The organism is Bradyrhizobium sp. USDA 372 (genome assembly GCF_053629095.1).
On sequence record NZ_JBRJHR010000001.1, the window covers coordinates 7,517,325 to 7,544,158 of the forward strand.

Genomic DNA, 26,834 nt, shown 5'->3' on the forward strand with positions numbered 1-26,834 from the left:
GACCTCAACGTGCGCCGACGAGCAGTGGCGGTCGGGTCGGCGGCCGCATCTCGATCGGCTTTGCGCGTGTCTTCAGATCCTTGCCAGTTGCGGATGCCCACTCAGTGATGACCCGCCTGCTCGAAGCTCCGATCGGCGAAGCTGCGCCCGGCGGCGAACCGACCGGCGGCTGCTCGAGGTAGAGAACCCACGCCAGTTCAGGTCCGGACACGACGCCGGACTCGACGATGCGCAGGAACCGGGAAAGATCGCCAGCCATCGAGAACAGAGCCGACGACCTGCTGTGCGGTGCGAGCCCAACGCGCTCGCCGATCATCCGCAGGCGCTCGTAGGGGCTCGTGGCGTTGGCAACCAGATCCTCGACCACCGGCGTGTTGGCGCTTAGCGTCAATTCGGCCCAGCCGAGGGCCGTTGCCGCGACCAGCTCCTCCCGACTGAGCAACTGATTTTGCCGCCGGGCGCGCAGTGCAAATCGCAGTGCTTCGGCGATCCTGAAAATCCGATCGTCGTCTGAGGCGTTCACGCCGGATGTGTTGCGAACGTTGGTGATCGCCTGCCACAATTCAAAAAGGAGTTCCTCGAACACCTGGATGAATGACGCGTTCGCGTGCGTGGCCTTGTCGTAGGTGGGCGGCCGGTTGTCGTCGGTGCCGAATGCCAGGTCGAGGCCGAAGAGCCGCCAGTATGCGTTGCGCCGTACCGCCTCGGGATCGGGACGGACGACACTGGTGGACAGCCACGGGGCAAGCGGATTGGCGGCACCAAACAGCAGCACCTCGGTGATCTCGAGCCAACGCTGGGTCGCGATTGACGGGATGCCCAATCCCTCGCCGGAGCGATACTCCCGGAGGACGCGGCGCAGGATCTGGATGGCGCGTGTGTTCTCCAGAACGTAGCTGTAGCCGAGGTGGTCCCATTGCGGGACACCGGCCAACGACGGATCCGGGATGAATGGCGCGAATGCGCCGATGTCGTAGCGGAGGAAGGCCAGCCGGGCCGGGCTGGCCGGCTGCGGATTCGGCGGCGGTCCCCATACGCGAAAGGCGTTCCAGACCTGTTCCATGTGGAGCAACAGATCGAACGGATCGCACATGAGCACTATTGCGGCCGCCGCGTCGCGCGACATGTTGGACGGCGGCGCCATCATGCGGTCAATCAGCTGCTGGATCATGACTAGTACCTTTCGTTGTCGCGTGGGCGCGGAACGACCTCGCCGATGAATGGAACGGGACGCGTTGGTATCGGCACGGTCGATGCTCCCGACCAGCTCGGCCGCGCTGTGGCTTCGATCATGCTTGCAAGACGCGCGTTCACAGCGCCATCCGCGATCGGAACGCGATGAGGTCCGATCTCCGCCAGCGGTGCGAGCTTGGTGGACAGTTCCTCGAATCCGTTGGTCAGGATGCATTCGATCGCGCTCATCTGCGACAAGCGGCTCAGCGCCTGATTCAAGTGGCACAGCTCCTGCTCGCGCTTCGCATCGCGCTCGTGCAGTTCGTTGATGGTCTGCTTGAGGAGGTCGATCTCCTCGTTGCGCGGGTGCCCGTCCGATTGGCGTTTGGCAAGCTCCAGCACGGACTCGGATCCCGCCGAAGATGAAGGCTTCTTGGCCATGTCGTATTCCTTTCTCAATTCACGCCGCTTCGGCTTGGTTGATGAACCAGCGGCGTGCGCGTTCAATCCACATCGGTGCAGTCTCCGGACATTCGGCCTCGCGCAGACCGGCGAGTGCGACGATCCGTATTCCCTCACGCTGCCGCCACGCCGGCGACGTCCAGAGCGCTGCGCCAGCGGTGTGTTCGAGCTCGGCAAGCGCTTGGGGGGAGACGCGTTTTGGATCGAGCGCGTCGGTCATCGGCCGGCCGCCGAGCCCCGGTACGGGCGCTGAGAGACACGCTTCTGCGATCCTTGGCATCGCGGCCTTCGAGCGGGCGAGCAGGGGCTGCAGCGTCTCTTCGGCGAGGGCGATCGGATAATGCGCTTCCATGGCCCGTTGCAGGGCATTCCATGGGCCCTTGTCGCCGAAGCAGAGGCGTGACATTGCGCAACCGAGGACTGTGCGAAGCCACCCGATCGGGTGCGGGTCGCCGACCGGCCATTGCAGGATGGTGTCGGCATTGCCGACGACGTCGTAGAGCGCCGCCGTCGAGGCATAGCCGGTGTGAAGAAAGGCAAAGACGTCGGCACCGATCTCGGAGGCCCAGGGTGTCCACATCGCCTGAAGCTTTTCATCGTCCTTCAGCGCGCGCGCTATGGCCGCTCGCACGGAGGGCGTCCAGCCGGTGAGGTGAGCGACCTGATGGCCAGTCTCGTGAAAGAGCGAGGTGGGGCGATAGAGATTGTGGCGCACGATCTTGATGGCGGCGACCGGCATGATGACCCCGGGCGCCCAGAGGCGGACGCCCGCGCGCAGGATCGATGCGCCGGTTCCCTTGTCCTGGTACACCAGCACTCTTGGCACCGGCTTCCTCGCCCGCTCGAGCACGCCCTGCATGCTCGTGACCGCAAGCCGGTCGAGCGTCGTGAGCGCCTCGCGCAGAGGCGCACTCGTTCGCGAGTTCACGGCATCTCCGAGGAAATCGAGCGTGGTGTCGACCTGGACGTAGCGGCGACGGAAGCGCTGGACACCGGTCGAGGCGGCTGGAATGCGGGCCGGATTCTTCCGCGCCTCGGCAACGACCCGCTGCGTCGCCTCACCGAGCTCGATGAGTTCCTCGACGACCGCGTTGATCTGCTGGCGCAGCGGCGCACCGGTGTCGCGTTCCACCGACTTCCAGGCCTCGATCGAAGCAAACTCCTCGGCATCGCGAAACGTGCGAGCCGCCGCCAGCCAGTGGGCGACCTGCCGCTGGAGGTCCGAGGTGACGAGATGCTGGTCGATGTCACGCGTCACTTGCCGCCTCGCCCAGGTGTGACGGAGATGGCGATGCTCGGTGTGCCGCGCAGCGCGGCGCCGGACGGCGCGGACGCACCGCCGCGCAGCATCCTGCGGATCGCGTCGAGCCCGGGGACCGCGGTGAGGCGGATGCGAACCGTTACACCGGGATCGGGATGTCCGGCTGCGCGCACGAACGCTTCCGCATTGGCTCGCGCCCATTTCGTCAACGCCGGCATCACCCAGGCGCGCAGGCGCTGGCGCAGCTGAGCGGTCAGGCCGGGCGGCAGCAGCTTGCCCCTGTGGGCAGCGAAGTCCTCGAAAGTCTCGCCGTCCTCGCCATCCTCGCGCAACATCCGGAGAGGAGCCTGGCCGCCGGCGGAGAGTCGCTCCATGTCCTGGTAGGTCCTGGTGAGCGCCTGCAGCAGCGGGAGGCTTCCCTGGCCCTTGCGGATCGCCGCGACGATCTTCTGCGTCTCCGCCTCCGACAAGTAGATGCCGACGGTGATGCGCGCCTGGCGCATATTCACCGAAGCCCAGGCACGGCTTGCGCGCAGACGCCTGGCCGCGGCCTGTCCCGCCGGGCCCGCGGACAAAGTTGGCGGCGCGCCGGCGCCGACCGGCTCCAGAATGTAGAAGCGCTGGCCCGCGGCGATCCGCTGTCGCGAGCGAAGATATGCGGCGGGCACCGCGACACCGAGCTTCGGTTCACGCAGTAGAACGCCGGCCGCCGCCGGCGTCAGCGGATGGACGTTGGCGGTGTTGATGTAGCCGCGGCCTGCGCCTGCACCCGACCGGTCGGTGCGCACCATGCGCTGGAGCGTGGTGCCGGGCGCAGACTGATAGATGTGCATGCGCGCGCGGATCGGAAACTGCGCGCCCGCCGCCCGCATCGCCGCGCCGACCGTCGATCCGCCGAAGGTGGGCAGCGTGTCCGCAATCTGCGACGTCACCTGGATATCGGGCGTGCGGTTGTACTTGCGATAGGGCCGGAGGCTACGCGGGCGGCGGCTCACGAAGGTTCCGCCGAGCGACGGGGCCTGCTGCAGCGACGCACGAACGAAGCGAGGCGGGAAATGCGTTGCAACGGCTTGGCTAAACGCTTCTGCGGTCGCGAGCTGGGTCAGCTCTTCGTCCTCGAACACGTAGTCCTCGTTCTCGGCGAACTGGCGGACCGTATCCTCGACGACGCTGGCGAGCGCGACCGGCGCCACCTCGTCGCTGCGCTCGAGCTGCGCCCGGTCCTCGACCTCGAGCGAGATGAGCCTCAGACCGGTATCTACGATGGCGTTCGACAGAGGCCCTTTGAGCTGCGGTCCTACCCATTTGCCGATCAACTGGCCGAGATAATTGGCGAGGAAGCCCACCACCTTCGGTCGACCGACGAGGTTGATTCCGAGCCGCAGCGCGCCGAGCAGGGCGGGAACGAATTGCTCGATCGCCGGCGCGAGATCTTCGTCCTCGTCGGCGTCGCGCAGCCGTTCGATCAGTGCGCCGCGGGCTTCGGCGAGCACCTCGAGTTCCCGCGTCTCGATCTCGCTCTCGTCCGTCGCACCGAACGCCTCGCCTTCGAACTCGGCTGCCGCATCGCCCGCCAGTGCCTCCGCGATGGCCGCGTCGAAGGATTCGGCGAGCGACTCCATGTCGGTCAGGTTCGCCGGTGACACCTGAGCTTCGTCGATGCTCTCCTCCGCAGCCTCGGACGTGAATCGGGCGGCGAGCGCGCGTGCGTGCGGCTGCAGAGGTGCCGGCAGCCGGCCGATGGCGAAGGACAGGACGCGCCGGAGCAGGGGATTGATCAGGCCGCGCAGCTTGTTCAGAACCGGCCCGAGCAGCGACCCCGCGACCTTGCCGACGCTCTTTGCCACATTGGCGACGGTCTTGACGACGCCCTTGGCTTTCTTGATGAGCTTGCCGATGAACTCCTCGCCGGCCGGCGTCAGCTCTCCGATCGATGGGTCGAATCTCTCCAGCACCTCATCGAGCTGTTGCTCTGAAAGGGAGCCGACGTCCAGGCCGGCCATCCCTGCTTCCAGCGTCTGCAGATACTGTTGCGCCTCGAAGCGCACCGGGGCGAGGTGCGCGTCGGCATAGCGTTCGCGCTCCTGTGCGGACGCCGGCGTCTCGCCGACGAACCGCTCGTCGAGTGCCTGCTCGGTCTCCTCTGCCAGAAACGCAAGCGCTTCATCGAATGCTTCGTCGCGAAGCTCGGCATAGACTTCGGCCACCAGGCGGTCGGTCTCGGACTGGCTTGCGCCGCCATCGAGCGTCGCTGTGAATGGTGTGAGATTCTCGCTCCACGGAGCGAAGCCGATCGCCGCGCCGTTGCCGGTTTCGGCGAAGGCTTCAGCGAACGGGTTTTCCTGCGCGGCGAAGAGATGGGATGACTCTTGTTGATTCAGCATCGCGCGACTCCGGCCTCCTGAACATCTGCGGTGCAGTTGAGCATGACCGCCGTCCGCCGCTGTGTGTGCCGCCGTCGCCTTGCCGTCTTGTTCGCGCGCTCAGTGCGTATTGCTGCCGTGGCCGCGGCGCTTTCCGAGGCGTCCACGCAGCGTCGCAGGATCGTCCACGGGCAGACGACGGCCGTCCCTGCAGACTCCGGAAAAGGAAGAGACAAAAAGGGAAGGGGAAGCTAGTGCGCGGTGCGTGAGGCGGGACAAATGCCGGCCACGCGCTTCGCCAGCGCCTCATCCGGGGCCACGCCCAGCTCGCAGGCAAGGCGCTTTGCCAGCGAACGGTAGCACTGGACCGCCTGGTAGCGATTGCGCTGGGCGAGATATGCATCGATCAGCGCTTCGGCCGCCGATTCGCGCAGCGGCTCGGCGGCGAGCGCGGCGACCCCCGCCTGTGCTGCCAGCGCGAGATCGCCACACGTCGTCATGATCCGGCAGGCCGCCTCGAGCGCCTCCACCCGCAGCAGGCGAAACGCCTCCTGCCCGGCGATCAGCCACTCCTCATGCCAGCCGGGCAGAACGTCGTTCGATAGCAATACGATGTCCTCGAAGGTAAGCGCTTCGCCCTTGAGGGCACGGGCCGCGGTGGCCTGTGCGCGCGAGAAATCAACGTCCGCCGACAGCACCAGCTCGTCGCCCATGGTCTCGATCCAGCCGGGCGGAACGTGCCACAGCGCGCGGCGGAGGTTGGCTCGGCCCGCGTCTTCGGCGAGATCCAGCCAGAGATTGCTAGCGGCTGCGGTGCGCGAGACCGGCCGGCCTTGAAGCGCGAGAAAGGCGAGAAGCCGGCGCGCCGGGAGCGAGAGGCGAACCATCGGGTGGACGCCAAGCCGCCCGAGAATGGCGACCTTGCGCTTCACTATCCTCTCACTGATGCCCCCCGTCATGAAGAGCCTTCCTGGTCGCGAGATTATGAAAAGTTCGACCGAGCTCTGGCCGGCCGAGTAAAATCTTCTGTTGGGCCGTTCGTATTCCGGCCGGTCCTTAAATTCTCGACACTAGGCTGACAACCGGCGTGGAATGGTACGCCCGCCGCCCGTCGTGGGCAACAAATCGGGTTGGAGCCCGAGGCCGGGACTTAGCGATAGATTTAGTCGCGTTTTACTGTTCAATGGCGCGGGTGCGTGCGTATGCCGACAACCTTGTCCGAACACTATGGCTAACACGAGGCTTGGTGGCAGTTCGCCGCGCGCGCAGAATTTGCCGCAGATATTGCACATGGGCGTGCCCAGTCCTGTGCACATGTGAACCTCACCACAACTCCGACACGCGTTGACCGAAATCAGGCTCGACGGATTTGCCGCCAGAGCAACCTGTGCTCGCGTGGGATGCGCGAGGCGGAACCCAGAGAAAATTCCGACCCGGACCTCGCCCGATGCAGATCAGTTCGTAACGTAGCGGTGTTTTCTATCCCGATAGTATGAACTAGTTCATTCTTGAGCCGCAACCAGAAGCTTCACGTCGAGCATGGCCGGTTCGATGCAAGGATCGGTTGCAGAAATGAAGCGGCGCACGCATCTGACAAGAGTACTGCCTTGACCGTTTGAGGAGGACGCGGCTGTTCACGCCAGCTAGCCGCAGTATCCAATTTAGTTAAGTAGTGCCGACGTTTGACGCGAAGGCGGCGGTCGACTACCGCTTCGCGGCAAAGAATGAGCCCGGTAAGACCCGAATGCGATCGTCGACGGGATCACGTAAGCGACACGCGCGCGAAGGCGGACCAAGCTCTGCAGGCAGCCTATCGTTCGCAAGGCCTGGAGCCGGACAGTGACTCGAGTGCAGACAATTTAGCGTTTTGTTGAAGCGACGCCCGCGAGCCTGGGTCCGGTGATAAAGTCGATTGGGCTCAAGTCGGGGCAAGTGACTGGCTCGGTCATAGATTGGTGCGCGTTGCGTCCATGAGAGAGCAACCGCGGCACGTCTGAGAAGAATTTCCACGCAAACGCACTTCTTGCGTCAATTTTGTATTGCTGCTTGAGAACTATGGATCCTGGTAGCAAGTCCCTTCCCCTTACCAGCAAAGCTTATGCTGCCGAGTTCTCGCATTGCAGCGGTGCACTTGGACGCCGCGCGCTAGTGTCTGGGATTTAGAGCACTGTTCAGGCCGTCGCCGACGAGGTTGAAGCCGATCACGAGCGTGATGATCGCAAGGCCGGGCCAAAGCGCCATCCATGGTGCCTCGCCGAGAAACTGGCGCGCGACATCGAGCATGGCGCCCCAAGAGGGCGCGGGCGGCAACTGACCTAGCCCGAGAAATGCAAGGCTTGCTTCTGCCAGAACTGCGATCGCCATGGTGAGCGTCGCCTGTACGATGGTGGGCGCCAGAACATTTGGCAGCACTTGCCCGGCCAAAATGGCGAAATGACCGAGCCCTTGGGAACGGGCAGCCAAGATATAGTCCTCTGTGCGCACAACCAGGGTCTCGGCGCGTGCAACGCGGACGAAGACCGGAACGGCAGAAATGCCGATTGCGACCATCGCATTCTCCAGGCTGGGGCCAAGAAATGCGGCCAGCGCAATCGCGAGCACGAGAAAGGGGCAGGCGAGCAGGGCGTCTGCAAGGCGCGAGATCACCATGTCGGCGAGGCCGCCGAAATAGCCGGCGATGAGCCCCAAGGGAAGTCCGACAAAGACCGCGACGGTTACCGAGATCATGCCGGCAGCCAGCGAGGCTTGCGTGCCGAAGACGACACGCGAGAGTACATCTCGACCGAGATCGTCCGTCCCAAACCAATGTGCCGCACTGGGCGCAGCACGCACGGCCATCCAATCGGGTGTGTTTGGATCGTAGGGCGCGAGCCAGGATGCAAACACGGCCAGCACGATGAAGAACAGGATGATCGCGCCACCGATCAATGCGGAAGGCTCGTGGAGCAGCCGGCGAAGTTCGGAGCCGCGCCCATGCGCCTGGGCTGCAATCGGCTGCGTCTCGATTGTGCTCATGATCGAAGCCTTGGATTGAGCGCGGCGTAGGCGAGATCGGCAATGAGGCTCATCAACAGAAAGATGGCTGCGGTACAGAGCACGACTGCTTGCACGACAGCGTAATCGCGGCTGAACACGCCATCGACGACCATCTTGCCAAAACCCGGGATTGAAAACACCTGCTCCGTCAGGACCGCTCCCGCCAGCAGTTCGCCGAATTGAAGCGTGCCGAGGGTGACGACCGGGATCATTGCGTTCGGCAGGGCGTGACGCAGCACGATCGTGCCTTCGCGGACACCCTTGGCGCGGGCCGTGCGCACATAGTCCTGCTTCATGGCCTGGATCATCGCGCTGCGGACATGGCGCATCATGATTGCAGCGGTGCCTGTGCCCAGCACAAGCGCTGGCATCAGCATCGTCAGCAGGTTTTGCCCGATGCTTTCGGAAGGTGGAACGAAGCCGCCTGCAGGCAGCCAGCCGAGATTCACGGAGAACAGCAGGATGAGCATGATGCCCAGCCAGAAGTGGGGAATGGAAAGTCCGGCCAGTCCAAACATGCTGGCGCCGTAGTCGAGTGGCGTCCCGCGCCACAACGCGGCAAAAATGCCGATCGGAAGGCCGATGACCAGGGCGACCAGCATCGAGAGGGTCGCGAGTTCGATCGTCACGGGTAGCTTCTCAACCAGCATCTTGCCGATCGGCAAGCGGGTTCGCACCGACGTTCCGAAATCACCCTGAATCACGGCTTTGAGCCAGATGGCGTACTGCACCGGAACCGGATCGTTGAAGCGATACTTCTGCCGCAGGTATTCCACGACTTCCGGATTGTGCTCTTCACCGGCCAGCGCCAGTGCCGGGTCGCCGGGCAGCAGCTTCTGCAGCCCGAAGACCATCATCGACACCAGCAAGAGGGTCGGCAACGAGATGGCGAGCCGCCGAAAAAGCAGGGCCTTCATCGACGCAAACTGTTGCTCACGCGGTCGGGGTGCTGCATGCGGTGCGCCTCAGTTCGTCGGCTTGACACCAACCAGACGGAGAAGGCCATCCGGAACCATTACGATGCCACCGACCGACTTGCGCGCCGCGAAGAACCAGTTCGGGTGATAGAGCGGGATCGATGAAAGGTCACCGAGATATACATCAGTGACCTTGGCGTAAAGCGCCTTGCGCTTGGTCTCGTCGGCCTCGGCCCGGGCCTGATTCAGGATCACATCGAGATCCTTGTTGCAGTACTTGTTGACGTTCTGCGAGCCCGCGCAGCTGAAGAAGGCAACCAAGGTCGGATCCGGATCCGCGCGGCCGCTCCAGTTGCCGATATAGGCTTCGAAATTGCCGTTCATGTAGCGCTCGATCGCCGTGGCCGTTTCCATCGGCAACAGCTTGACGTCGAAGCCGGCCTCACCCGCCATCGACTGGATGATCTGCGCGACGCGGGAATCTCCGGCCGTGTTCTCGAACTGCAGCTCCATCGGCACGCGGGTCATTCCGGCGGCGGCAATCATCGCCTTCGCCTTGGCGACGTCCCGCGCAGGCGCCTTGTGTGCGGCGTCGTAGTAGGGCGAGGAGGGCGGAATCATCTGGTTGTCGGCCAAGAACTCGCCGTTGAAGGCGACCTTGTTGATGACGTTGCGGTCGATCGAGAGCTCAAAGGCCTGGCGCAGCGCCGCGTTCTTGCCCAGCGGCGTGTCGGCCTTTGCGCCGGCTCCGACGTTGAACATCAGATGCGAAACGGCAAGCCCCTTGCCGGAATGCAGCGCAAGATTGGAATCGTCGCGGATGGTCTTGAGGTCGGTCGGCGCGACGCGCTCGGCGAGGTCGAGATCGCCGGCCCTCACCCGTGACAGCCGAACCGTCGAGTCGGGGACATAGAAGTAGACGACCTCGTCATAGCCGATCTGCCCGACGTTCCAGTAGCCCGGATATTTCTTGACGCGAATGAGGTCGCGCGACTTGCGCTCGACGAATTGATACGGACCGGCACAAACCGGCGCGGCGGCAAATTCACCGGCTTTTTCCATGGCGGCCTTCGGCGACACCATCATGCCAGCGCGGTCGCTGAGGTTGGCAAGCAGCGGGACGAACGGCTCCGACAGATTGAACTTCACCTTGTCGGCGGCGAGCGCCTCGACGCTCTGGACCGGCGCAAGCTCTGACTTTCGCTTGGAGTCCGGCATCGTCTTCATGCGCTCGATGTTGAATTTGACCGCGGCCGCATCGAACGCGGTGCCGTCATGAAAGGTGACGTTCTTGCGCAGCGCGAACGTGATCGACTTGCCGTCTGCAGCCCATTCCCATGATTCCGCGAGCTGCGGCACGATTTTCAGGTCGGGCGAGATATCAACGAGCTTGTCGCAGAGCGCCGCGAAGACAAAACGTCCCGTGTAGGTGCCGCCAAGTGCCGGATCGAGCGCATCGGGATCGTCCTGAATGCCGACCCGCAGCGTCGCTGCATTGGCTGAGGCCAGGCTCGATGCAATCGTGAAAAATGCCGCCAGCGCGATTCCGATCCGTTTCATCCGGAGGTCCTTTCGTCCCTAGGCTCTGCTTCCGCGGCGGAAGACAAGCACGGCCGGGTCCATTTGTAAATATGACGAACAAATGGGCGTCCTGATACGAAATGAGGTGCCAGCCCGCTGGGGTATATGACGGAAAATCGAAAAAAAAGACCCTTGACGGAGGGCTGATCGAGCGATTTAGTTCTGAGAGTGGACTAATTGGACAGACTCATGCAGGACGCCCCGTCTTCGCCCGTTGCCCGACAGCAATCCGTGCGTCTTGTGGTCGAGCGTTTGCTGCGCGATCGATCAGTCTCGCGCGCCGAAATCGCGCGCAGCACAGGCCTGTCCAAGCAAACCATCTCCGAAGTGATGCGCGAGCTCGAGCGCGACGGCTGGGTGCGCGAGGACGGGCAGATCCAAGGCAACGTCGGAAGAAGTGCGGTGACGTACGCGCTTCGGCCGGACGCCGCCTTCGTCTTGGGCATCGACCTCGGCGGTACGAAACTGCATGTCGCGCTCGCTGATCTGCACGGCGAGATCGTTGCCGAGAGCATCGAACCCACCTCTAACGACGGTGGCCGTGCCGTCGTCGCCCAGATAGGCCGCATGAAGGATGCGTTGTTGGTGCGGGCCAATGTCCCTGCGCAGCGCCTGCGGGGTGGCGTCATGGGAAGTCCCGGCATGGTTGATCCGGGATCCGGCAGCATCGTCATTGCGCCCAACATTCCCGGACTTGATAGCCTGGATGTAAAGGCTGCCTTGCGCGAGCAACTCGGCATCGAGGTCGCCATCGAGAATGACGTCAATCTTGCTGCGATCGGGGAGCATTGGCGCGGCAGCAGCCGCGCAATCCGTAGTTTCGCTTTTATCGCACTCGGCACTGGCATCGGTATGGGCATCTTTTCGGATGGCAGCCTTGTGCGTGGCGCACGGGGGGGCGCCGGCGAGATCGCCTATCTGCCGCTTGGCGGCGATCCCTATGACGCACGTGGTCTGAAATACGGCACGCTGGAGACCGCCGTCGGCAGCGCCGGGATCGTCGAGCGCTATGTCGCCCTTGGCGGCGCGCCCGGCAGCACGGTGCGCGACGTCTTCGAACGGCTGCAAGGCGAGGAGGCAGCTCGGATCACCGTCGATGAGATCGGCCGGATCCTCTCGACCGCCATTCTTGCCGTGCACAGCGTGCTAGACCCGGAAATTATCATTCTGGGCGGGAGCATCGGAGCGCGGCCCGAGCTAAAGCATCGTATCGACGACTATCTGGAGCGCTGCATGCTTCAACCGGTTCGCATTGAGCTCAGCACGCTCGGCAATCGCGCCACGCTGATCGGCGCGATCGGTAGCGCGATCGACCTCATGCATCGGTCGCTGTTCGGCATCGGCCGCGGGTCGGGCCCCCTCGCGCTGCCATTTGCGGCAGCAGAAGTCGCGGCATGAAAGAGTACGCACCGAGGATCGAGATCGTACGGAGCGCCGCTGCCGCAGCTGCCGCGGAACGGGGGGCTGAACGCATCGTTGCCTGCATGCGCAATCGGACGCAGCTGACCCTCGGCCTTGCGACGGGCGCGACGATGACGCCGCTCTATGCCCGTCTCGTCGCGGCAAGCCGTGCGGGCCTGATCTCGTTTCGCGAGGTGACGTGCTTCAACCTCGATGAATATGTCGGTCTTGCGCCGAGCTCGGCGGGAAGCTTTCATCGCTACATGCATGAACATTTGTTCGGGCACGTGGATATCGAGGCCGGGCGCGCAAGGCTCCCCAACGGCATGGCCGAAGATGTCGCGGCGGAGGCAGCCGCCTATGAAGCGCAGATCGCCGCAAGCGGAGGCATCGATCTGCTGCTCCTCGGCATCGGCGCCAACGGCCATATCGGCTTCAATGAGCCGGGCTCCGATTTCGCCTCGCGGACCCGCGAGGTCGAGCTCGATGAAGCGACGCGTGTTGCGAACGCAGGCGGCTTTCCGGACCTCGCTCATGTTCCGCGGCGCGCGATCACGATGGGGATCGCGACAATACTGCAGGCCAGGAGCATTCTTCTGGTCGCAACAGGGTCGGAGAAGGCGGCCGCAGTCGCAGCCGCAATCGAAGGTCCGATTGGACCCGCGTCCCCGGCCTCGGCGCTTCGACTGCACCGCAACGTCGAGATCATCTGCGACGAGAAGGCTACCGCTGCACTGGCCAAACGGCCCCGGAACGAGACTCGGAGAACCGCTTGAATTGGCGACAGCGCGATTTCATGGTGCCGGGACGGTCGCTCGCGGTCGGTGATCGCGGCATGGCCGCGGCCTCGCATCCTGCCGTTGCGCTCGCGGCGGTGGAGATGTTGCGCAGCGGCGGCAATGCCGTCGATGCCGCGATCGCTGCGATTGCACTCCAGGGCGTCATCGATCCGCACATGACCGGCGTGGGCGGCGATTGTTTTGCAATCTATGCGCCCGCGTCCGGAAAGCCCGTTGCCGTCAACGGCTCCGGCAGGGCGCCGCAAAAGGCCGAGCTCGGTTGGTTTCAGCAGCAGGGACTGACATCGATTCCTGATGACTCACCCCATGCCGTCACGGTGCCGGGGGCCGTCGATGCGTGGTGCCGGCTCTCTGCCGACCATGGATCCAAAAGCTTGGATGAGGTCTTGGCGCCGGCGATCCGCGCGGCCGAGACCGGCTTCGTTGTCACCCCGCGCGCCGCGCTGGATTGGGCGCGCTACGCCAATCGTCTCGAACGACATCAGGCCGGCATTCCCGTCTACCTGCCCGGTGGCGCTGCGCCTGCCGTCGGCGCCAGGCTCAGCCATCCCGCACTCGGCGCGACGCTGCGGCGGATTGCGCGCGAAGGGCGCAGCGCGTTCTACGAAGGCGCGGTCGCAGAGGAAATCGTCGCAACGCTGAAGGCGATGGGCGGGTTGATGCAACTCGAAGACCTCGCGAGCGCGCGACCCGACTACGTCACGCCGATTTCCACCGACTATCGCGGCCACGAGATCTGGCAATGTCCGCCCAACGGGCAGGGCGTCGCCGCGCTATTGATCGCCCGCATTCTTGCCGGCTTCGACATGGCCGACCCGTCGCTGAGCGAAGCGGATCGCATCCATCTCCTTGCCGAAGCGACCAAGGCGGCTTATCGGCAGCGCGACGCGCTGGTCGCCGACCCCGCATTCCATCCGCTCGACGTCGATGCGCTGCTCTCGGAGCGAACAGTCGCGGCCTTGCGCGGCCGCATCAGCAGGGAGCGCGCGAGCGAGCCGACGGTGTTCGACATGCCGGTCCATCGCGATACGGCCTACGTTGCCGTCGCCGATCGCGACGGCAATATGGTCTCCCTGATCAACTCCCTGTTCTTCGCCTTCGGGAGCGGTATCTACGCCCCGCGATCGGGCGTGCTCCTCCAGAATCGCGGCGCGGGGTTTCCCTTGTCGAGGGACATCCCAATGCGATCGCGCCGCGCAAGCGCCCCTTCCACACCATCATCCCGGGCCTGCTCTCGAAGGATGGCAAGCCGACCATGGTTTTTGGCGTCATGGGCGGACAATATCAGGCCACCGGACATATCCAGATCCTGAGCGGAGTGCTCGATCGCGGCCTTGATGTGCAGCAGTCCTCTGATGTGCCACGAAGCTTTGCCTTCGATGGTGTGTTGACGCTCGAGCCAACGATTCCCGCGGCTGTCGCCGACGATTTGACCGGGCGCGGTCATCGCGTGGTCTGGGCGGACGAGCCGCTCGGAGGTTGCCAGGTCGTGCACCTCGACAGATCCAGGGGCGTCATGTTCGGCGCGTCGGATCATCGCAAGGACGGCATCGCGCGGGCAGTTTGAGCGAAGGGGCGGGCGACGATGGTGGATCGGATGACATGAACGGGATGGCAGAGGCGATCCTATCCATCGAGCACCTGACCCTGGCGTTGCCGCCGGGCGCGGATCGCGCTTTTGCCGTCGAGGACATTTCGCTCGCCCTCCACCCGCGACAGATCCTTTGCGTCGTCGGTGAATCCGGCTCGGGCAAATCGGTCTGCGCTTCCGCGGTGATGGGGCTATTGTCGAAAGACATTCGCTGGACCGCGGGCAGTATCCGGTTCGAGGGACTGGACTTACGTGCTCTCTCTCCGGCAAAGTGGCGGAACCTGCGCGGCCGGAAGATCGCGATGATCTTCCAGGAGCCGATGACCGCGCTCAATCCCGTGATCCGGATCGGTGACCAGATCATCGAGGCGTTCGAAGCGCATCACCAGCTCACGCCGGCCGAACGCGAGGTGCGCGTGCGCGCGCTGCTCGAGGAAGTCGGCCTCCGCGATCCCGAGCGCATCATCCGTAGCTATCCGCATCAACTGTCCGGCGGGCAGCGTCAGCGCGCCATGATTGCGATGGCTCTGGCGCTCGAACCCTCGATTCTGGTGGCGGACGAGCCGACCACGGCGCTCGACGTCACCACGCAGGCGCAGATCCTCAAGCTCATCCGAGACATCCAGCAGCGGCGTGGCATGGCGGTGCTGTTCATCACCCACGATTTCGGGGTCGTGGCCGACATCGCCGATCGTGTCGCTGTTATGGAGAAGGGGCGCGTCGTCGAAGAAGGTACGGTCGACGAGGTGCTTGAGCGCGCACAGCATCCCTATACGCAGAGGTTGCTGGCAGCCGTGCCGCGCGGCATTCCGCGGGCAAAAGTCGAGGACGCAGACGCGCCCACCGCCTGCGCGGCATCAGGACTCGTGAAGACTTATAAGAGCAGCGACTGGTTCAGCCCGCCCGCGGAAGTTCCCGCCGTGAAGAGCGTCAGCTTCGAGATTCGTCGCGGCGAGACGCTCGGCCTGGTCGGGGAGTCCGGTTCGGGCAAGAGCACGATCGGCCGGCTTGTCATGCGGCTGACGGACGCGGATGCAGGGGTCGTCCACATCGGAGAATTGAATTTCTCGGACGCCCGCGGATCGGAGCTGCGCGCCGCGCGCAAACACATCCAAATGGTGTTCCAGGATCCTTTCGCCTCGCTCAATCCGCGTCGTCGAGTCGGGCAGATCATCGCCGATGGACCGATTGCGCATGGGGTGCCCGCCGCGCAAGCGTTTGCGCGTGCCAGGGAATTGCTGACGTTGGTCGGGCTCGATTCCGGCGCGGTGCAACGTTACCCGCATGAGTTCTCCGGCGGACAACGCCAGCGGATCGGCATTGCGCGCGCGCTTGCGCTGGATCCCGAGGTGCTCGTGGCCGACGAGCCCGTGTCGGCGCTCGATGTCTCGGTCCAGGCGCAGGTGCTCGCGCTGCTCGAGAGGTTGAAGAAGGAGTTGCGGCTCGCCGTACTCTTTATCACGCACGATCTCAACGTCGCCGCCCAGGTCTGCGACCGGATCGCGGTGATGCGGTATGGCGAGATCGTCGAAGTCAAGCCGGCCGCGGACCTCTTGAGCCGGCCCGAACATCCCTATACCCAGACATTGCTGGCTGCCATTCCTGGGCAGCAGCGGAGAACGTCGCATTGATCTAAGACGGCGATGTATTGGAGGAGGTCTCTGACATGCAGAAACTCGCGGAACTTCCGGTGTTGCGCGTCGGTCTCGTCGGAAGCGGCTTCATTGCCGCATTTCACCTGCAGTCCATGCTAGGCGTGCGCAACGTCAGTATCGCCGGTATCTACAGTCGGTCCGCCGAGCGGCGAACACGCATCGCGGAGAAGGCGCGCAGTCTCGGACTTGGGCCGGCGCATGTGTTCGACAGCATCGAGGCGATGGCAACCTCGGGGGAGGTCGATGCGCTCTGGCTGCTGACGCCGAACGATACGCGTCTCGACATCATGCGCGAGATTCACAGGGTAACCAAGGCGGGGGCTCCTCTGCGCGCCGTTGCCTGCGAGAAGCCACTGGCCCGCACGCTTGCCGAGGCGCGCGAAATGCGTAGCCTCGTCGAGGATGCCGGCCTGCTTCACGGCTATCTGGAGAACCAGTTGTTCTCGACCGCGGTGACGCGTGGCAAGGACATCATCTGGCGGCGTGCCGTACCTGGAAGCGGGCGTCCCTATCTCGCCCGTGCCGCGGAGGAACATTCCGGACCGCATGAGCCCTGGTTCTGGCAGGGCGACAAGCAGGGCGGTGGCGTGCTCTCCGACATGATGTGCCATTCGGTCGAAGTCGCGCGCTTCATGCTGACGGCGCCCGGCGCGAGCCGCGACAGCCTGCGGCTGGTCAGTGCCAGCGCCACGACGGCCAATCTCAAATGGACGCGCCCGCGCTATGCGGCCGATCTGAAGACGCGGATGGGGATCGATTTTGCGAAACGCCCGGTCGAGGATTTCGCGCGTGGCATCCTGACGCTGGAAGACATGGATGGGCATCAGGTCCTGATCGAGGCAACGACCTCCTGGGCCTATGTCGGGGCCGGCCTGCGCATCCAGCTCGAATTGCTCGGGCCCGAATATTCGATGGAGTTCTCCTCACTCTCAACGGGCCTCAAGGTGTTCCTGGCCCGGACGCTCAGCGGTTCCGAAGGCGAGGACCTCATCGAGAAGCAGAATGCCGAGCAGGGTTTGATGCCGGTCGTCGAAGACGAAACAGGCATCTACGGCTATACTGATGAAAATCGGCACATGGTCGAAGCGTTTAGGCGCGGGCTCAGTCCTGCCGAAACGTTCGATGATGGCGTCGGCGTCATGGAAATGTTGATGGCGCTCTATCGGTCCGCCGAGCTCGGACGCACCGTGCATTTCCCGGACCAGGAGCTAGAGCACTACGTTCCCCAGGTCGCGCGCTAACAGCGCGCGCAGTGTGCGGGACTTGAAGCATGATCGGTGATCCGGTCCAAGGAGGCCATCGCGGCTTGCCAAATGCGCTCGGGCGCCTCGGCGTTGTCTGAATGAGTCTCAGCGTGGAGTTCTACGGCTGCCGGTCTGCGACGACATAGAGTGGGAGTAGTGCTGCTAGCTCTTATTTCTTACCTTGCGTAGCTTTCGAAATGTCGCTCTCATTAAAAATCCCCCTGACCAAGTACCTTGAAATTGGCTTAGCTTGGTTGGACTCGGCTATCAACGCCGCTCTGAACAAAGAGCGCGGCAGCGCAGTGGCGCGTGCAGAAGCGAAGGGTGTCGCTGCGGTGCTCAACACGTGTTTGGTGCGGCGGCAAACGATAGACCGGGATCGAGAAAGTGGAGTGCGCCGCGCAGTTGGTGTGTCCGACACAAACATATGCCCTCAGTGCCTTGGTTCTGCGCGACTGTCTGAATAGAGACTCGGATTCAAAACATAAAAAGGGGGCATAGGAAATTGCGGCCCGTTCCTCGTTCCCAACAGGAAGCAATCTAACCCGTCGCGCGTGGCAGCATACCCCTTGCCGCTATCTCCACCGAGAGTTCTTCGATCGTCTGGCGCTGCTCCATCGCGGTTCTGCGGATCAACGCAAAGGCGGCAGGCTCGGCGAGCGTATGCGAATGCATTACCTGAAGAACGGCGGCAAACACGAGGCGACGTGCCCGCAGACGCTGCTCGAGCTTACAATTTGTTGTTTCAATTCGCTTGTGCGTTCGTTCCGCTCGAAAGCCATGACGAGCGCTGCGTAGATGCCGGCCGATCGCAAGGGCTTGATGAGGAACGAAGCTGGATCGAGTTCGAACACCAGCTTGAGCCGGCTTGGTGTCTCGGTGCCGAGCAGGGCGATGACAGGCGATCGCGCGAGGAATGCGCGTTGCGCCGGACTAGCTCCAATCGGAGCTCGATTGCTGGAGCTAGCTCAAATTGGCCCGTGATGGATTGGAGCGAGAGTTCAGAAGTCTCAACGGGTTAGAGGGCAGCCTGTGCGCGGCGTGTGAACCGGGAGATCAAGAGCAATCTTGCGACATTCGGAGGTCGAGATCGACCAGTTGGGAAATGGGTTGTCCGTGCAGAAGGCGAAGTACCTCCGCTGAGGCGCGCGGCCCGAGCGGTTACTGGCGCGGACGACCGGGCCACCGCTCAAGCGCGGCGATATGAGCGCCCACTGTCGCAGTACACTTGGCGTCGGCAACGAAAACCGCCTTGCGAGTTGACGAATGTCAGTGCGGGCTTGCGGAAACCCAAAGGGCATGCCGGGTGCGGCGCCGACAGCCGCCGGCTGCAGGCAGGCGCCTTCGAATCCTCGTCGGTGGCGCTCGCGCCCGGCCTGAGCGTCGGACTGGCGCCGCTGACCGCGCTGGTGACGGCGGTTGCCGCCCTCGCGCTGCTCCAGCTCATCTTCTATCGCACGTCGCTCGGTCGCGCCTTCCGCGCTACTGCGGATAATCCCGCGATCGCGCAGTTGATGGGCGTCAACGAGCGCAATGTCTACGCCATCGCGGTCGGACTATCGCTCGCCGTGTCGGTGATCGCCGCTGTTGTGCTCGGTATCCGCGCCAGTTTCGATCCGTCGATCGGACCGGCGCGGCTGCTCTACGCTTTCGAGGCGGTGATCATCGGCGGGCTCGGTAGCCTGTGGGGGACGCTGGCGGGCGGCATCGTGCTCGGGCTGGCGCAGGCGATCGGAGGGCGGATCAATCCGGAATGGCAGATCCTGGCCGGCCATCTCGCCTTCTTTGTCGTGCTGATGGTGCGGCCGCGCGGGCTGTTCCCGGCGAGGCGGACATGAGTGTCGAAAGCATCCATATCCCGGCAAGCCGCGAGCTGCGCCCCGGCGACAGCGCCGGTGTGGCAGGTTTGGGTCGGCACACGGCTGTCGCGCGTCGCGGCCGTGGTCGGCATCGCGCTGATCGTAGCGCTGGCCGCGCTGCCCGCGATCGCCTCGCGCAACCTGATCCAGGATCTGATCTTCGTCTTCACCATGTGACCTTGGCACAGCTCTGGAACGTGCTGGCCGGGTGGGGCGGGCTGGTATCGGTCGGGCAGCAGGCATTTGTCGGGCTCGGCGCCTATGCGCTGTTTGCGGGCATCGTGATGGCCGGGCTCGATCCGGTTGCGGCGATCCCGCTGGCCGGACTGTTCGCGGCGCTGGTCGCGGCGGTGCTCGGGCCGCTGCTGTTCCGGCTTGAAGGGCCATATTTCGCGATCGGAAGCTGGGTCGCCGCCGAAGCGCTGCGGCTGATCTGCGCCCAGTCAAGTCGCTCGGCGGCGGCACCGGGATGTCGATCTCGCCGGGCGAACTGTCGCAGATGGTCGGACTGAAGGCGGTGCAGGCGCTGCTTGGCCTGCGCCCGGCGGCCGCGCGTGACGTGCTGGTTTACTGGCTGGCACTGCTGCTCGCCGTGCTGGTCACGCTCGGCATCTACGCCTTCATGCGCTCGCACCACGGCCTTGCGCTGGCCGCAAGCCGTGACAACGCAGCGTCGGCGCGCAGCGTCGGCGTCCGCACCGCGCGGACTCGCCACGTGCTGTGGATCGCGGTCGCGTTCGCCACCGGCATGGTCGGCGCCGTGGTCTATTTGCAGAAGGCGCGTATTTCGCCTGATGCGGCCTTCAGCGTAACCGACTGGACCGCCTACGTCATCTTCATCGTCGTGATCGGCGGGGTGCGCACCATCGAAGGTCCGATCGTCGGCGTGCTCCTGCTGTGGGGCCTCGTCACCTATCTCGCCCAGTATGGCAGTCTCTATCTGGTCGTGCTCGGCACGCTCGCCATCCTGATCATGCTGTTCATGCCCAACGGCGTGTGGGGCGCAGCAGTTCGACGTTGGCAATTGCAGCTGTTCCCGACCCAGCGCCGGCTCGGCCGCAGCGAGTCCGGTCCAATGCCATTATGACCAACCTTGTGCCGGGTATCCAAGACTGAAAGCATTGATTTCTGCCCAGGAGAGGCGAAACGAACGGACCTGGCCATTCCAAATTTCGCTGAAGATCGGCAACAAATGCTTCGAGATCGAGGCGATGTGAGTGACAGCTATTTTGCCATCGGCGCGAACGCACTCGACCAAGGGTGTCTTGCGACCAAATACGCATCAATTGCCGCTCCTGGTCGCATGTCAATTCGAGTCCGACGTCGAAGCGATCCCCTCGAACTCGTCAACTTTCTTTGCGTGTCGCCGGCTTGAAATGGCCGTAGCAAGGGCGGAACTTATACTCACATCGCAAAGTGAGTATAAGCGAGCGGCCCCAGAATCCGAGTCCTCGAGAAATTCTGGGCTCGAACCTGTGCACGCCTTGCTCCGCGACGTGTGCACTGAAAATCCGAATATGTGATTTCCGCTTCCAATTCAGGCATATATGGCCCTAGAAGAGTCCGGTGGCAGAAGTCTCGTCAAATTGGATTTCTCAATCGGTCCAATTGCACATGGGGCCGACCTGGTGCGAAATAGATCAGTAAAATGAACCGCTTAGATCGCAGATTTTCTACGGCCCCCATGATGGATTGGACCGACCGGCACTGCCGGGTGTTCCACCGTCACCTGACGCGGCGGGGATTGCTCTACACGGAGATGCTGACGACCGGCGCGATCATTCATGGCGACCGGGAACGGTTGCTTGGGTTCGACGCGGTCGAGCACCTCGTGGCGCTTCAGCTTGGCGGGTCGGATCCGCGCGAGCTCGCGCTGGCGGCACGTATCGGCGAGGACTTCGGTTATGACGAGATCAATCTCAATGTCGGCTGCCCGTCGGATCGTGTGAAGGATGGCCGTTTCGGCGCCTGCCTCATGGCTGAGCCGGAGCTGGTGGCGAGGTGCGTTGACGCCATGAAGCGCGTGGTCGCCGTTCCCGTCACGGTGAAGTGTCGCATCGGCATCGACGATCAGGATCCGGAGGTCGCGCTCGATGCGCTGGCGCGTGCGGTGGTCGCCGTAGGCTGCGATGCGTTGATCGTGCACGCCCGCAAGGCCTGGCTCAACGGCCTGTCGCCGAAGGAGAACCGCGATATCCCGCCGCTCGACTATGATCGCGTCTACCGGCTCAAGCGCGCGATGCCCGATGTGCCCGTCATCATCAATGGCGGCGTCCGGAGCATCGACGAGGCAAAGGCGCATCTTGCCCATGTCGACGGCGTGATGCTCGGCCGCGCCGCCTATCAGGAGCCGTGGCGGCTGCTCGCGGTCGATGCCGAGATCTTCGGCAGGCCGGCGCCGCACGCGACCATGCAGGACGCGCTCGAGGCGATGATGCCCTACATCGAGGAGCAACTCGCGCACGGCACCCGGCTGCACGCCATCACGCGACATTTCGTCGGCGCCTTCCACGCGGTGCCCGGGGCGCGCGCCTTCCGCCGACATCTGGCCGAGCAGGGTGTGAAGCCGGGGGCAGGTCTCGACGTGCTGCGCGAAGCGATCATGCGTGTTGGTGTCCGCGCGCCGGCCGAGGCGGCGTAAGTCAGCTAGTCGACCGCCGCACGCGCGCGACGGTGGTTGCCCTGCAGCTCCGGATAGCCGGTCAGCATCAACGTGTCGGCGCGCACGCCCCAGCTTTCCAGGCGGTCGAGGAAGCTCATGCCGAGCAGATTGGTCTTCATCTGGCCGCGCTGCACGACGAGGGCCGGCACCGACTTCTCGACCAGCTTGCCGACGGAGAGACGGTCGAGCGTGAGCCGGGCCGCCTTGGTGTGGCCGCCCGCGGTCTCGAGGTCGACGTCATATTCAAGCATCTCGAGCGGCAGCCCGATCGCCTTTGCGGTTTCCCATGTCAGCACCACCGACGTCGCTCCGGTATCGATCACCATCGGTGCAGTTACGCCGTTGATCTTCGCACGCAGCGTGAATTCGCCGCCCTGGCCGCGCGGGATCTGTACGGCTGGGGCCGGGGAGGCGGCTTGTGCGCGAAAAATGTGCGAGACCTTGTGGCTGGCGCGCGCGATCTGGTCGGGATCACCATAGGCGACGACGGCACCCGCAGTGCCGGCGAGCATGATCAGGACGAGCAGGAAGCGGATCATCGCGCGCCTCCAAGGGCACGCAGGCGGATCAGATGTGTTTTGGAGATCCCGCGACCGGCACCAGTCCAGCTTCCGTCATGCGCTCCGGCAAGAGGGCCATGATCGCGAGCCGGTCTGCGCTTTCCATGGCGTGCCAGCGCGCGATCTCGGGCAAGGTGCGGCCGCAGCCGAAGCACAGCTTGGTCTTGGGATCCATCATGCAGACGGCGACGCACGGCGTTTCTTTGCTCATACGGACATAGTGAGGGATGGTCGGGCATGTCTGCAAGCATCTCGTTAAGAGCCTGTGCCAGCACTCATGATCGGCTTGTGGCGCGGCCGGCGCTTCTCGTCCGGCACAACGGAGCTCTCCGGCTGGAGCGGCGGAGAATCGTCCGAGAGCGGCGCCAGCGCACTCATCACGCGCTCCGGCGGGAACGTGACGATCACCTCGGTGCCGATGCGCAGCTTCGATTTCAGCGTGAACGTGCCGCCGTGCAGGTCAATCAGGTTCTTGGCGATCGGCAGGCCGAGGCCGGCGCCCTGTTCGGCCGACTTGATCGAATTGGAACCCTGGCCGAACGAGGCGAGCACGACCGGGATCTCGTCCTCAGGGATGCCGGAACCGGAATCCCTCACTGAGAGATATTGTCCGCCGGAGGCGGTCCAGCCGGCCTTGAGCCAGATCTCGCCGCCTTGCGGGGTGAACTTGATCGAGTTGGAGAGCAGGTTGAGCACGACCTGGCGGATCGCGCGCTCGTCGGCCCACAGCCGCGGCATGGCCTGCTCGAACACTTCGTGGATGGTGATGCCGCGGCTCGAGGCGCGCAGCTTCATCAGATGATGGCAGTCGGCGACGATGCCGACCAGGGACACCGCTTCCTCGTTGAGCTCGTAGCGGCCGGCTTCGATCCGCGACAGATCGAGGATCTCGTTGATGAGGTTGAGCAGGTGCACCCCGGAATTATGGATGTCGGCGGAATATTCCTTGTAGACCGCCACGCCATGCGCGCCGAAAATCTCGCTCTTCATCACCTCGGAGAAGCCGAGAATGGCATTCAGGGGTGTACGTAGCTCGTGGCTCATCTGCGCAAGGAAGCGCGACTTGGCGACGTTGGCGGCTTCGGCGCGATGGCGCGCTTCGTCCGAGATTGCCTTGGCCTGCTCCAGCTCGCCGATCAGCGCGTCCTTCTCCGCGCGCGCTTCCAGCGTGGCGAAGGTGGAGGAGTGCAGGCGATGCGCCAGCAGGACGAAATAGCCTTCGGCGGCGAGGGCCAGCGCTGCCAGGATGTAATTGTCCAGCGAGCCGGTCGTGACGAAGCTCAGCGCCATCGCCACCGCGACCGGCGCCGTGGCGGCAAGGGCTGCGATCGGCAGATTGGCCGCGAGCATGCTCGATACTGCGATCACCAGCAGCATCAAGAACATCATCAGCGTTTCCGTGACCATGTCGAGCACGGGATGGATCAGGATCGCCATCCAGCACAGGCCATAGAGCAGGTCGAGCACGACGAAGCGCGTCCGCCATGCGCGCATCGCAGCCGGAGAGGCCGGCTCGGTCAGGAAGCGCCGGCAACTGCGGATCATGGCGCTGTGAATGCAAAGCATCCCGGCGGTCCAGGCCGCGGCCGGGATCGGCTGCATCCACAGCCCGAACAGCACGCCGGTCGCCACCACCAGCAGCATCACGACATAGGAAGCTGACAGCCGCGTCTGGGCGTATTGGCGCAGCATCTCGGCGTCGAACGCCGGCCGGGTTCCGCTGGTCGACGTTAACTTATCGCGCGCCTCGCGCACCCGCTGCGCCGCAGCCCTTCGGCTGCTCGCTGATGGCGCGCTCACCGGCTCGGCCGGAAGCTGCACGACCTCAGGCTTTTCAGCGGGGTTACTCATCAAGCAACACGGATTCCTGCCCGCGCCGGACGCGGGCGTTCTGCATTGTCTATCTCTGGCAAGAAATCCTTAAGAGCTGACTTAACGAGCTAAAGAATTACGTTAACCCGGCGTTAATTTGGATCCCGCCGATGCTCTTCAGTGCAGCGCAGCGTGCTGCGCGATGTAGACCATCGCTCCCGCCAGATAGCCCGCGAGCGCGGGGCCGGCGATGCGGCGGGCGTACCAGAGGAACTCGATCTTCTCGAGCCCCATGGCGGCCACCCCTGCGGCGGAGCCGATGATCAGGATCGAACCGCCGGTGCCGGCGCAATAGGCGATGAACTCCCAGATGAAGCTGTCCGGCGGATAGTGCGCGAGGTCGTACATACCCATGGTCGCGGCGACCAGCGGTACGTTGTCGATGACGGCGCTCAGCAGGCCGAGCACGACGACGATGACGTCCTGGCGGCCGATCGTGGTGTCCAGCCAGCGGGCAAGCATCGACAGCAGCCCGGCATGCTCGAGGCAGGCGACCGCGAGCAGGATGCCGACGAAGAACACGACCGAGCTCATATCGATCCGGGTCAGCGCGTGCACCAGCGTCAGAGGTTGGCGCACGTGTTCCTCCTTGTGACGATGCACGATCTCGCCGACCAGCCAGAGCACGCCGAGGCCGAACAGGATGCCCATGAAGGGCGCCAGATGCGTGACCGCCTTGAACGCCGGCACCGCGATCAGTGTGCCGAGGCCGAGATAGAACATGAGGTTGCGCTCGAACCGGTCGACGGCCAGCAATCCGTTATCTTTCGGCGGCGGTGCGATGGTCTTGCCCCTGAGCGAGAAGCTGATGAAGACGAGCGGCACCAGCAGATTGAGCAGCGAGGGCAGGAACACCGCGCTCATGATCTTGAGCGGCGAGATCTGTCCGCCGATCCACAACATGGTCGTGGTGACGTCGCCAATCACGGTCCAGGCGCCGCCGGCATTTGCAGCAATGACGATGAGGGAGGCGAACAACAGGCGGTCGTCGCGGCGGGCGATCAGCTTCTGAATCAGTGAGATCATGACGATGGTGGTCGTCAGATTATCCAGAATCGCGCTGAGGAAGAACGTGACGAAGCCGATCAGCCAGATCAGCGTGACCTGGCTCGTGGTGCGGATCAGCGAGGTGATGACCTCGAAGCCGTCATGGGCGTCGATCACCTCGACGATCGTCATGGCGCAGATCAAGAAGAAGACGATCTGCGCGGTGGAGCCGACGGACTCGTCGAGCTGGCGGCCGACCAGCGCGTGGTCGCCGGTTGCGACAGCGTAGATGGTCCACAACAGCCCGGCGCCGAGCAGCGCCGTAGCGCTCTTGTTGACGCGAAGCGGGTGCTCGAGCGCGATCGCCGCATAGGCGAGGATGAAGATTGCGGCGATCGCGATCAGCAAGGTCGTTTCAGGTCGTCAGCTGTCAGCGATTGAGGCGTGCGAGCAGGCTCGACGTATCCCAGCGCTTGCCGCCCATCTTCTCGACCTCGGAATAGAACTGGTCGACCAGCGCGGTGACGGGCAGGCTGGCGCCGTTGCGGCGGGCTTCAGCCAGCGAGATCGAGAGGTCCTTGCGCATCCATTCGACCGCGAAGCCGAAATCGTACTTGCCCTCGTTCATCGTCTTGTAGCGATTTTCCATCTGCCAGGACTGGGCAGCCCCTTTCGAGATGGTCTCGATCACGGCGGCGACGTCGAGGCCGCTCTTCTTGGCGAAATGGATGCCCTCGGAGAGGCCCTGCACCAGACCGGCGATGCAGATCTGGTTGACCATCTTGGTCAGCTGGCCGCTTCCGGCAGGCCCGAGCAGCTTGCACATCCGCGCATAGGCGCCCGTGATGATCGGCTCGGCGCCGGCATAGGCATCCTGAGCGCCGCCGCACATCACCGTCAGCACGCCGTTCTCGGCACCGGCCTGGCCGCCGGAGACGGGGGCGTCGACGAATTTGAAGCCGGACTTGGTGGCGGCTGCGTCGAGCTCACGGGCGACCTCGGCAGAGGCGGTGGTGTGGTCGACGAAGGTCGCACCCTTCTTCATGCCCGCGAAGGCGCCGTCGGGGCCGATCGTGACCGCGCGCAGATCGTTGTCGTTGCCGACGCAGCACATCACGAAATCCTGGCCTTCGGCGGCGGCTTTCGGCGTCGGTGCGGTCTTGCCGCCGAACTTGTCCGCCCATTCCTTCGCCTTGGCCGCGGTCCGGTTGTAGACGGTGACCTCATGGCCCCCTTTTTTCACGAGGTGTCCGGCCATGGGGAAGCCCATCACGCCAAGACCGAGGAAAGCGACTTTAGCCATTGTGGTACCTTGTCCGTAGTTTGGGTTTACGGTTCTTGCCAAGCGAGGGACGCCTGGGTTCCGCGGTGGGGCGGATTGGAGGCGCACCATAAACCCTTGAGGCCAGA

At 64.1% G+C, this 26,834-nt stretch carries 20 protein-coding genes and 3 pseudogenes; 8 read left to right on the plus strand and 15 right to left on the minus strand.

What is annotated here, in order from left to right:
• Nucleotides 1-4 precede the first annotated feature (4 nt).
• From AB7M16_RS34910 to AB7M16_RS34945, 8 genes are all read right to left on the minus strand, one after another.
• Entirely contained in the window at nucleotides 5-1,171 is a 1,167-nt protein-coding gene (locus AB7M16_RS34910) for a hypothetical protein (protein WP_453946749.1), read from the minus strand.
• 2 nt (nucleotides 1,172-1,173) lie between these two features.
• Nucleotides 1,174-1,614: a hypothetical protein gene (locus tag AB7M16_RS34915; protein WP_172788023.1), complete on the minus strand. Its 441-nt coding sequence runs from the start codon at nucleotides 1,612-1,614 to the stop codon at nucleotides 1,174-1,176.
• A 19-nt stretch (nucleotides 1,615-1,633) separates the two neighbouring features.
• Entirely contained in the window at nucleotides 1,634-2,893 is a 1,260-nt protein-coding gene (locus AB7M16_RS34920) for a hypothetical protein (protein WP_453946750.1), read from the minus strand.
• A complete protein-coding gene (locus AB7M16_RS34925) occupies nucleotides 2,890-5,280 on the minus strand; it encodes a hypothetical protein (protein WP_453946751.1) in 2,391 nt (796 codons plus the stop codon). The genes AB7M16_RS34920 and AB7M16_RS34925 overlap by 4 nt, the downstream gene beginning before the upstream one ends.
• A 230-nt stretch (nucleotides 5,281-5,510) precedes the next feature.
• Entirely contained in the window at nucleotides 5,511-6,191 is a 681-nt protein-coding gene (locus AB7M16_RS34930; protein ID WP_453946752.1) for an AfsR/SARP family transcriptional regulator, read from the minus strand.
• A 1,213-nt stretch (nucleotides 6,192-7,404) separates the two neighbouring features.
• Nucleotides 7,405-8,274: an ABC transporter permease gene (locus AB7M16_RS34935; protein ID WP_453946753.1), complete on the minus strand. Its 870-nt coding sequence runs from the start codon at nucleotides 8,272-8,274 to the stop codon at nucleotides 7,405-7,407.
• Complete coding sequence (locus tag AB7M16_RS34940) at nucleotides 8,271-9,212, minus strand: ABC transporter permease (RefSeq protein ID WP_260383224.1); 942 nt, start codon at nucleotides 9,210-9,212, stop codon at nucleotides 8,271-8,273. The genes AB7M16_RS34935 and AB7M16_RS34940 overlap by 4 nt, the downstream gene beginning before the upstream one ends.
• A 48-nt stretch (nucleotides 9,213-9,260) precedes the next feature.
• Nucleotides 9,261-10,772 (minus strand): ABC transporter substrate-binding protein, encoded by a 1,512-nt coding sequence (locus AB7M16_RS34945; protein WP_453946754.1) that lies wholly within the window; start codon nucleotides 10,770-10,772, stop codon nucleotides 9,261-9,263.
• A 210-nt stretch (nucleotides 10,773-10,982) separates the two neighbouring features.
• Between AB7M16_RS34945 and AB7M16_RS34950 the strand changes: the two genes are divergently transcribed.
• The 5 genes and pseudogenes from AB7M16_RS34950 to AB7M16_RS34970 all read left to right on the plus strand — a co-directional run bounded on the left by AB7M16_RS34950 (nucleotide 10,983) and on the right by AB7M16_RS34970 (nucleotide 17,481).
• Nucleotides 10,983-12,191 (plus strand): ROK family protein, encoded by a 1,209-nt coding sequence (locus AB7M16_RS34950; RefSeq protein ID WP_453946755.1) that lies wholly within the window; start codon nucleotides 10,983-10,985, stop codon nucleotides 12,189-12,191.
• Nucleotides 12,188-12,970, plus strand: a complete 783-nt coding sequence (gene nagB, locus AB7M16_RS34955) for a glucosamine-6-phosphate deaminase (protein WP_453946756.1) — start codon at nucleotides 12,188-12,190, stop codon at nucleotides 12,968-12,970. Before AB7M16_RS34950 ends, nagB begins: the two co-directional genes overlap by 4 nt.
• 20 nt (nucleotides 12,971-12,990) lie before the next feature.
• Nucleotides 12,991-14,561: pseudogene (gene ggt, locus AB7M16_RS34960) on the plus strand (gamma-glutamyltransferase).
• A 44-nt stretch (nucleotides 14,562-14,605) separates the two neighbouring features.
• The gene (locus AB7M16_RS34965; RefSeq protein ID WP_453947306.1) at nucleotides 14,606-16,216 is read left to right on the plus strand and encodes an ABC transporter ATP-binding protein; all 1,611 of its coding nucleotides are present in this window, start codon (nucleotides 14,606-14,608) and stop codon (nucleotides 16,214-16,216) included.
• Between the two features lie 35 nt (nucleotides 16,217-16,251).
• Entirely contained in the window at nucleotides 16,252-17,481 is a 1,230-nt protein-coding gene (locus AB7M16_RS34970) for a Gfo/Idh/MocA family protein (protein ID WP_453946757.1), read from the plus strand.
• 543 nt (nucleotides 17,482-18,024) lie between these two features.
• On the opposite strand, the gene AB7M16_RS34975 is transcribed toward AB7M16_RS34970, so the two are convergent.
• Both AB7M16_RS34975 and AB7M16_RS34980 read right to left on the minus strand, forming a co-directional pair.
• Nucleotides 18,025-18,159 carry an ANTAR domain-containing protein gene (locus tag AB7M16_RS34975; protein WP_453947307.1) on the minus strand — a complete coding sequence of 45 codons (135 nt, stop codon included), beginning with the start codon at nucleotides 18,157-18,159 and terminating at the stop codon, nucleotides 18,025-18,027.
• Nucleotides 18,159-18,338: a hypothetical protein gene (locus tag AB7M16_RS34980; protein ID WP_453946758.1), complete on the minus strand. Its 180-nt coding sequence runs from the start codon at nucleotides 18,336-18,338 to the stop codon at nucleotides 18,159-18,161. The genes AB7M16_RS34975 and AB7M16_RS34980 overlap by 1 nt, the downstream gene beginning before the upstream one ends.
• Nucleotides 18,339-18,788: 450 nt before the next feature.
• On the opposite strand from AB7M16_RS34980, the pseudogene AB7M16_RS34985 reads away from it, so the two are divergent.
• From AB7M16_RS34985 to dusA, 3 genes and pseudogenes are all read left to right on the plus strand, one after another.
• A pseudogene (locus AB7M16_RS34985) lies at nucleotides 18,789-19,322 on the plus strand (branched-chain amino acid ABC transporter permease); the annotation flags it as partial.
• Nucleotides 19,323-19,379: 57 nt separating this feature from the next.
• Nucleotides 19,380-20,430, plus strand: a pseudogene (locus AB7M16_RS34990) (branched-chain amino acid ABC transporter permease).
• 561 nt (nucleotides 20,431-20,991) lie between these two features.
• On the plus strand, nucleotides 20,992-21,984 hold the full coding sequence (dusA, locus tag AB7M16_RS34995) for a tRNA dihydrouridine(20/20a) synthase DusA (RefSeq protein ID WP_453946759.1): 993 nt from the start codon (nucleotides 20,992-20,994) through the stop codon (nucleotides 21,982-21,984).
• 5 nt (nucleotides 21,985-21,989) lie between these two features.
• On the opposite strand, the gene AB7M16_RS35000 is transcribed toward dusA, so the two are convergent.
• The 5 genes from AB7M16_RS35000 to AB7M16_RS35020 all read right to left on the minus strand — a co-directional run bounded on the left by AB7M16_RS35000 (nucleotide 21,990) and on the right by AB7M16_RS35020 (nucleotide 26,727).
• Entirely contained in the window at nucleotides 21,990-22,544 is a 555-nt protein-coding gene (locus AB7M16_RS35000) for a TIGR02281 family clan AA aspartic protease (protein ID WP_439363429.1), read from the minus strand.
• A gap of 28 nt (nucleotides 22,545-22,572) precedes the next feature.
• A complete protein-coding gene (locus AB7M16_RS35005; protein WP_172788048.1) occupies nucleotides 22,573-22,776 on the minus strand; it encodes a DUF1289 domain-containing protein in 204 nt (67 codons plus the stop codon).
• 44 nt (nucleotides 22,777-22,820) lie between these two features.
• On the minus strand, nucleotides 22,821-24,416 hold the full coding sequence (locus AB7M16_RS35010; RefSeq protein WP_453946760.1) for a sensor histidine kinase: 1,596 nt from the start codon (nucleotides 24,414-24,416) through the stop codon (nucleotides 22,821-22,823).
• A gap of 138 nt (nucleotides 24,417-24,554) precedes the next feature.
• Nucleotides 24,555-25,832: a sodium:proton antiporter NhaD gene (gene nhaD / locus AB7M16_RS35015; RefSeq protein ID WP_453946761.1), complete on the minus strand. Its 1,278-nt coding sequence runs from the start codon at nucleotides 25,830-25,832 to the stop codon at nucleotides 24,555-24,557.
• 22 nt (nucleotides 25,833-25,854) lie between these two features.
• The gene (locus AB7M16_RS35020; protein WP_453946762.1) at nucleotides 25,855-26,727 is read right to left on the minus strand and encodes an NAD(P)-dependent oxidoreductase; all 873 of its coding nucleotides are present in this window, start codon (nucleotides 26,725-26,727) and stop codon (nucleotides 25,855-25,857) included.
• Nucleotides 26,728-26,834: the final 107 nt, after the last annotated feature.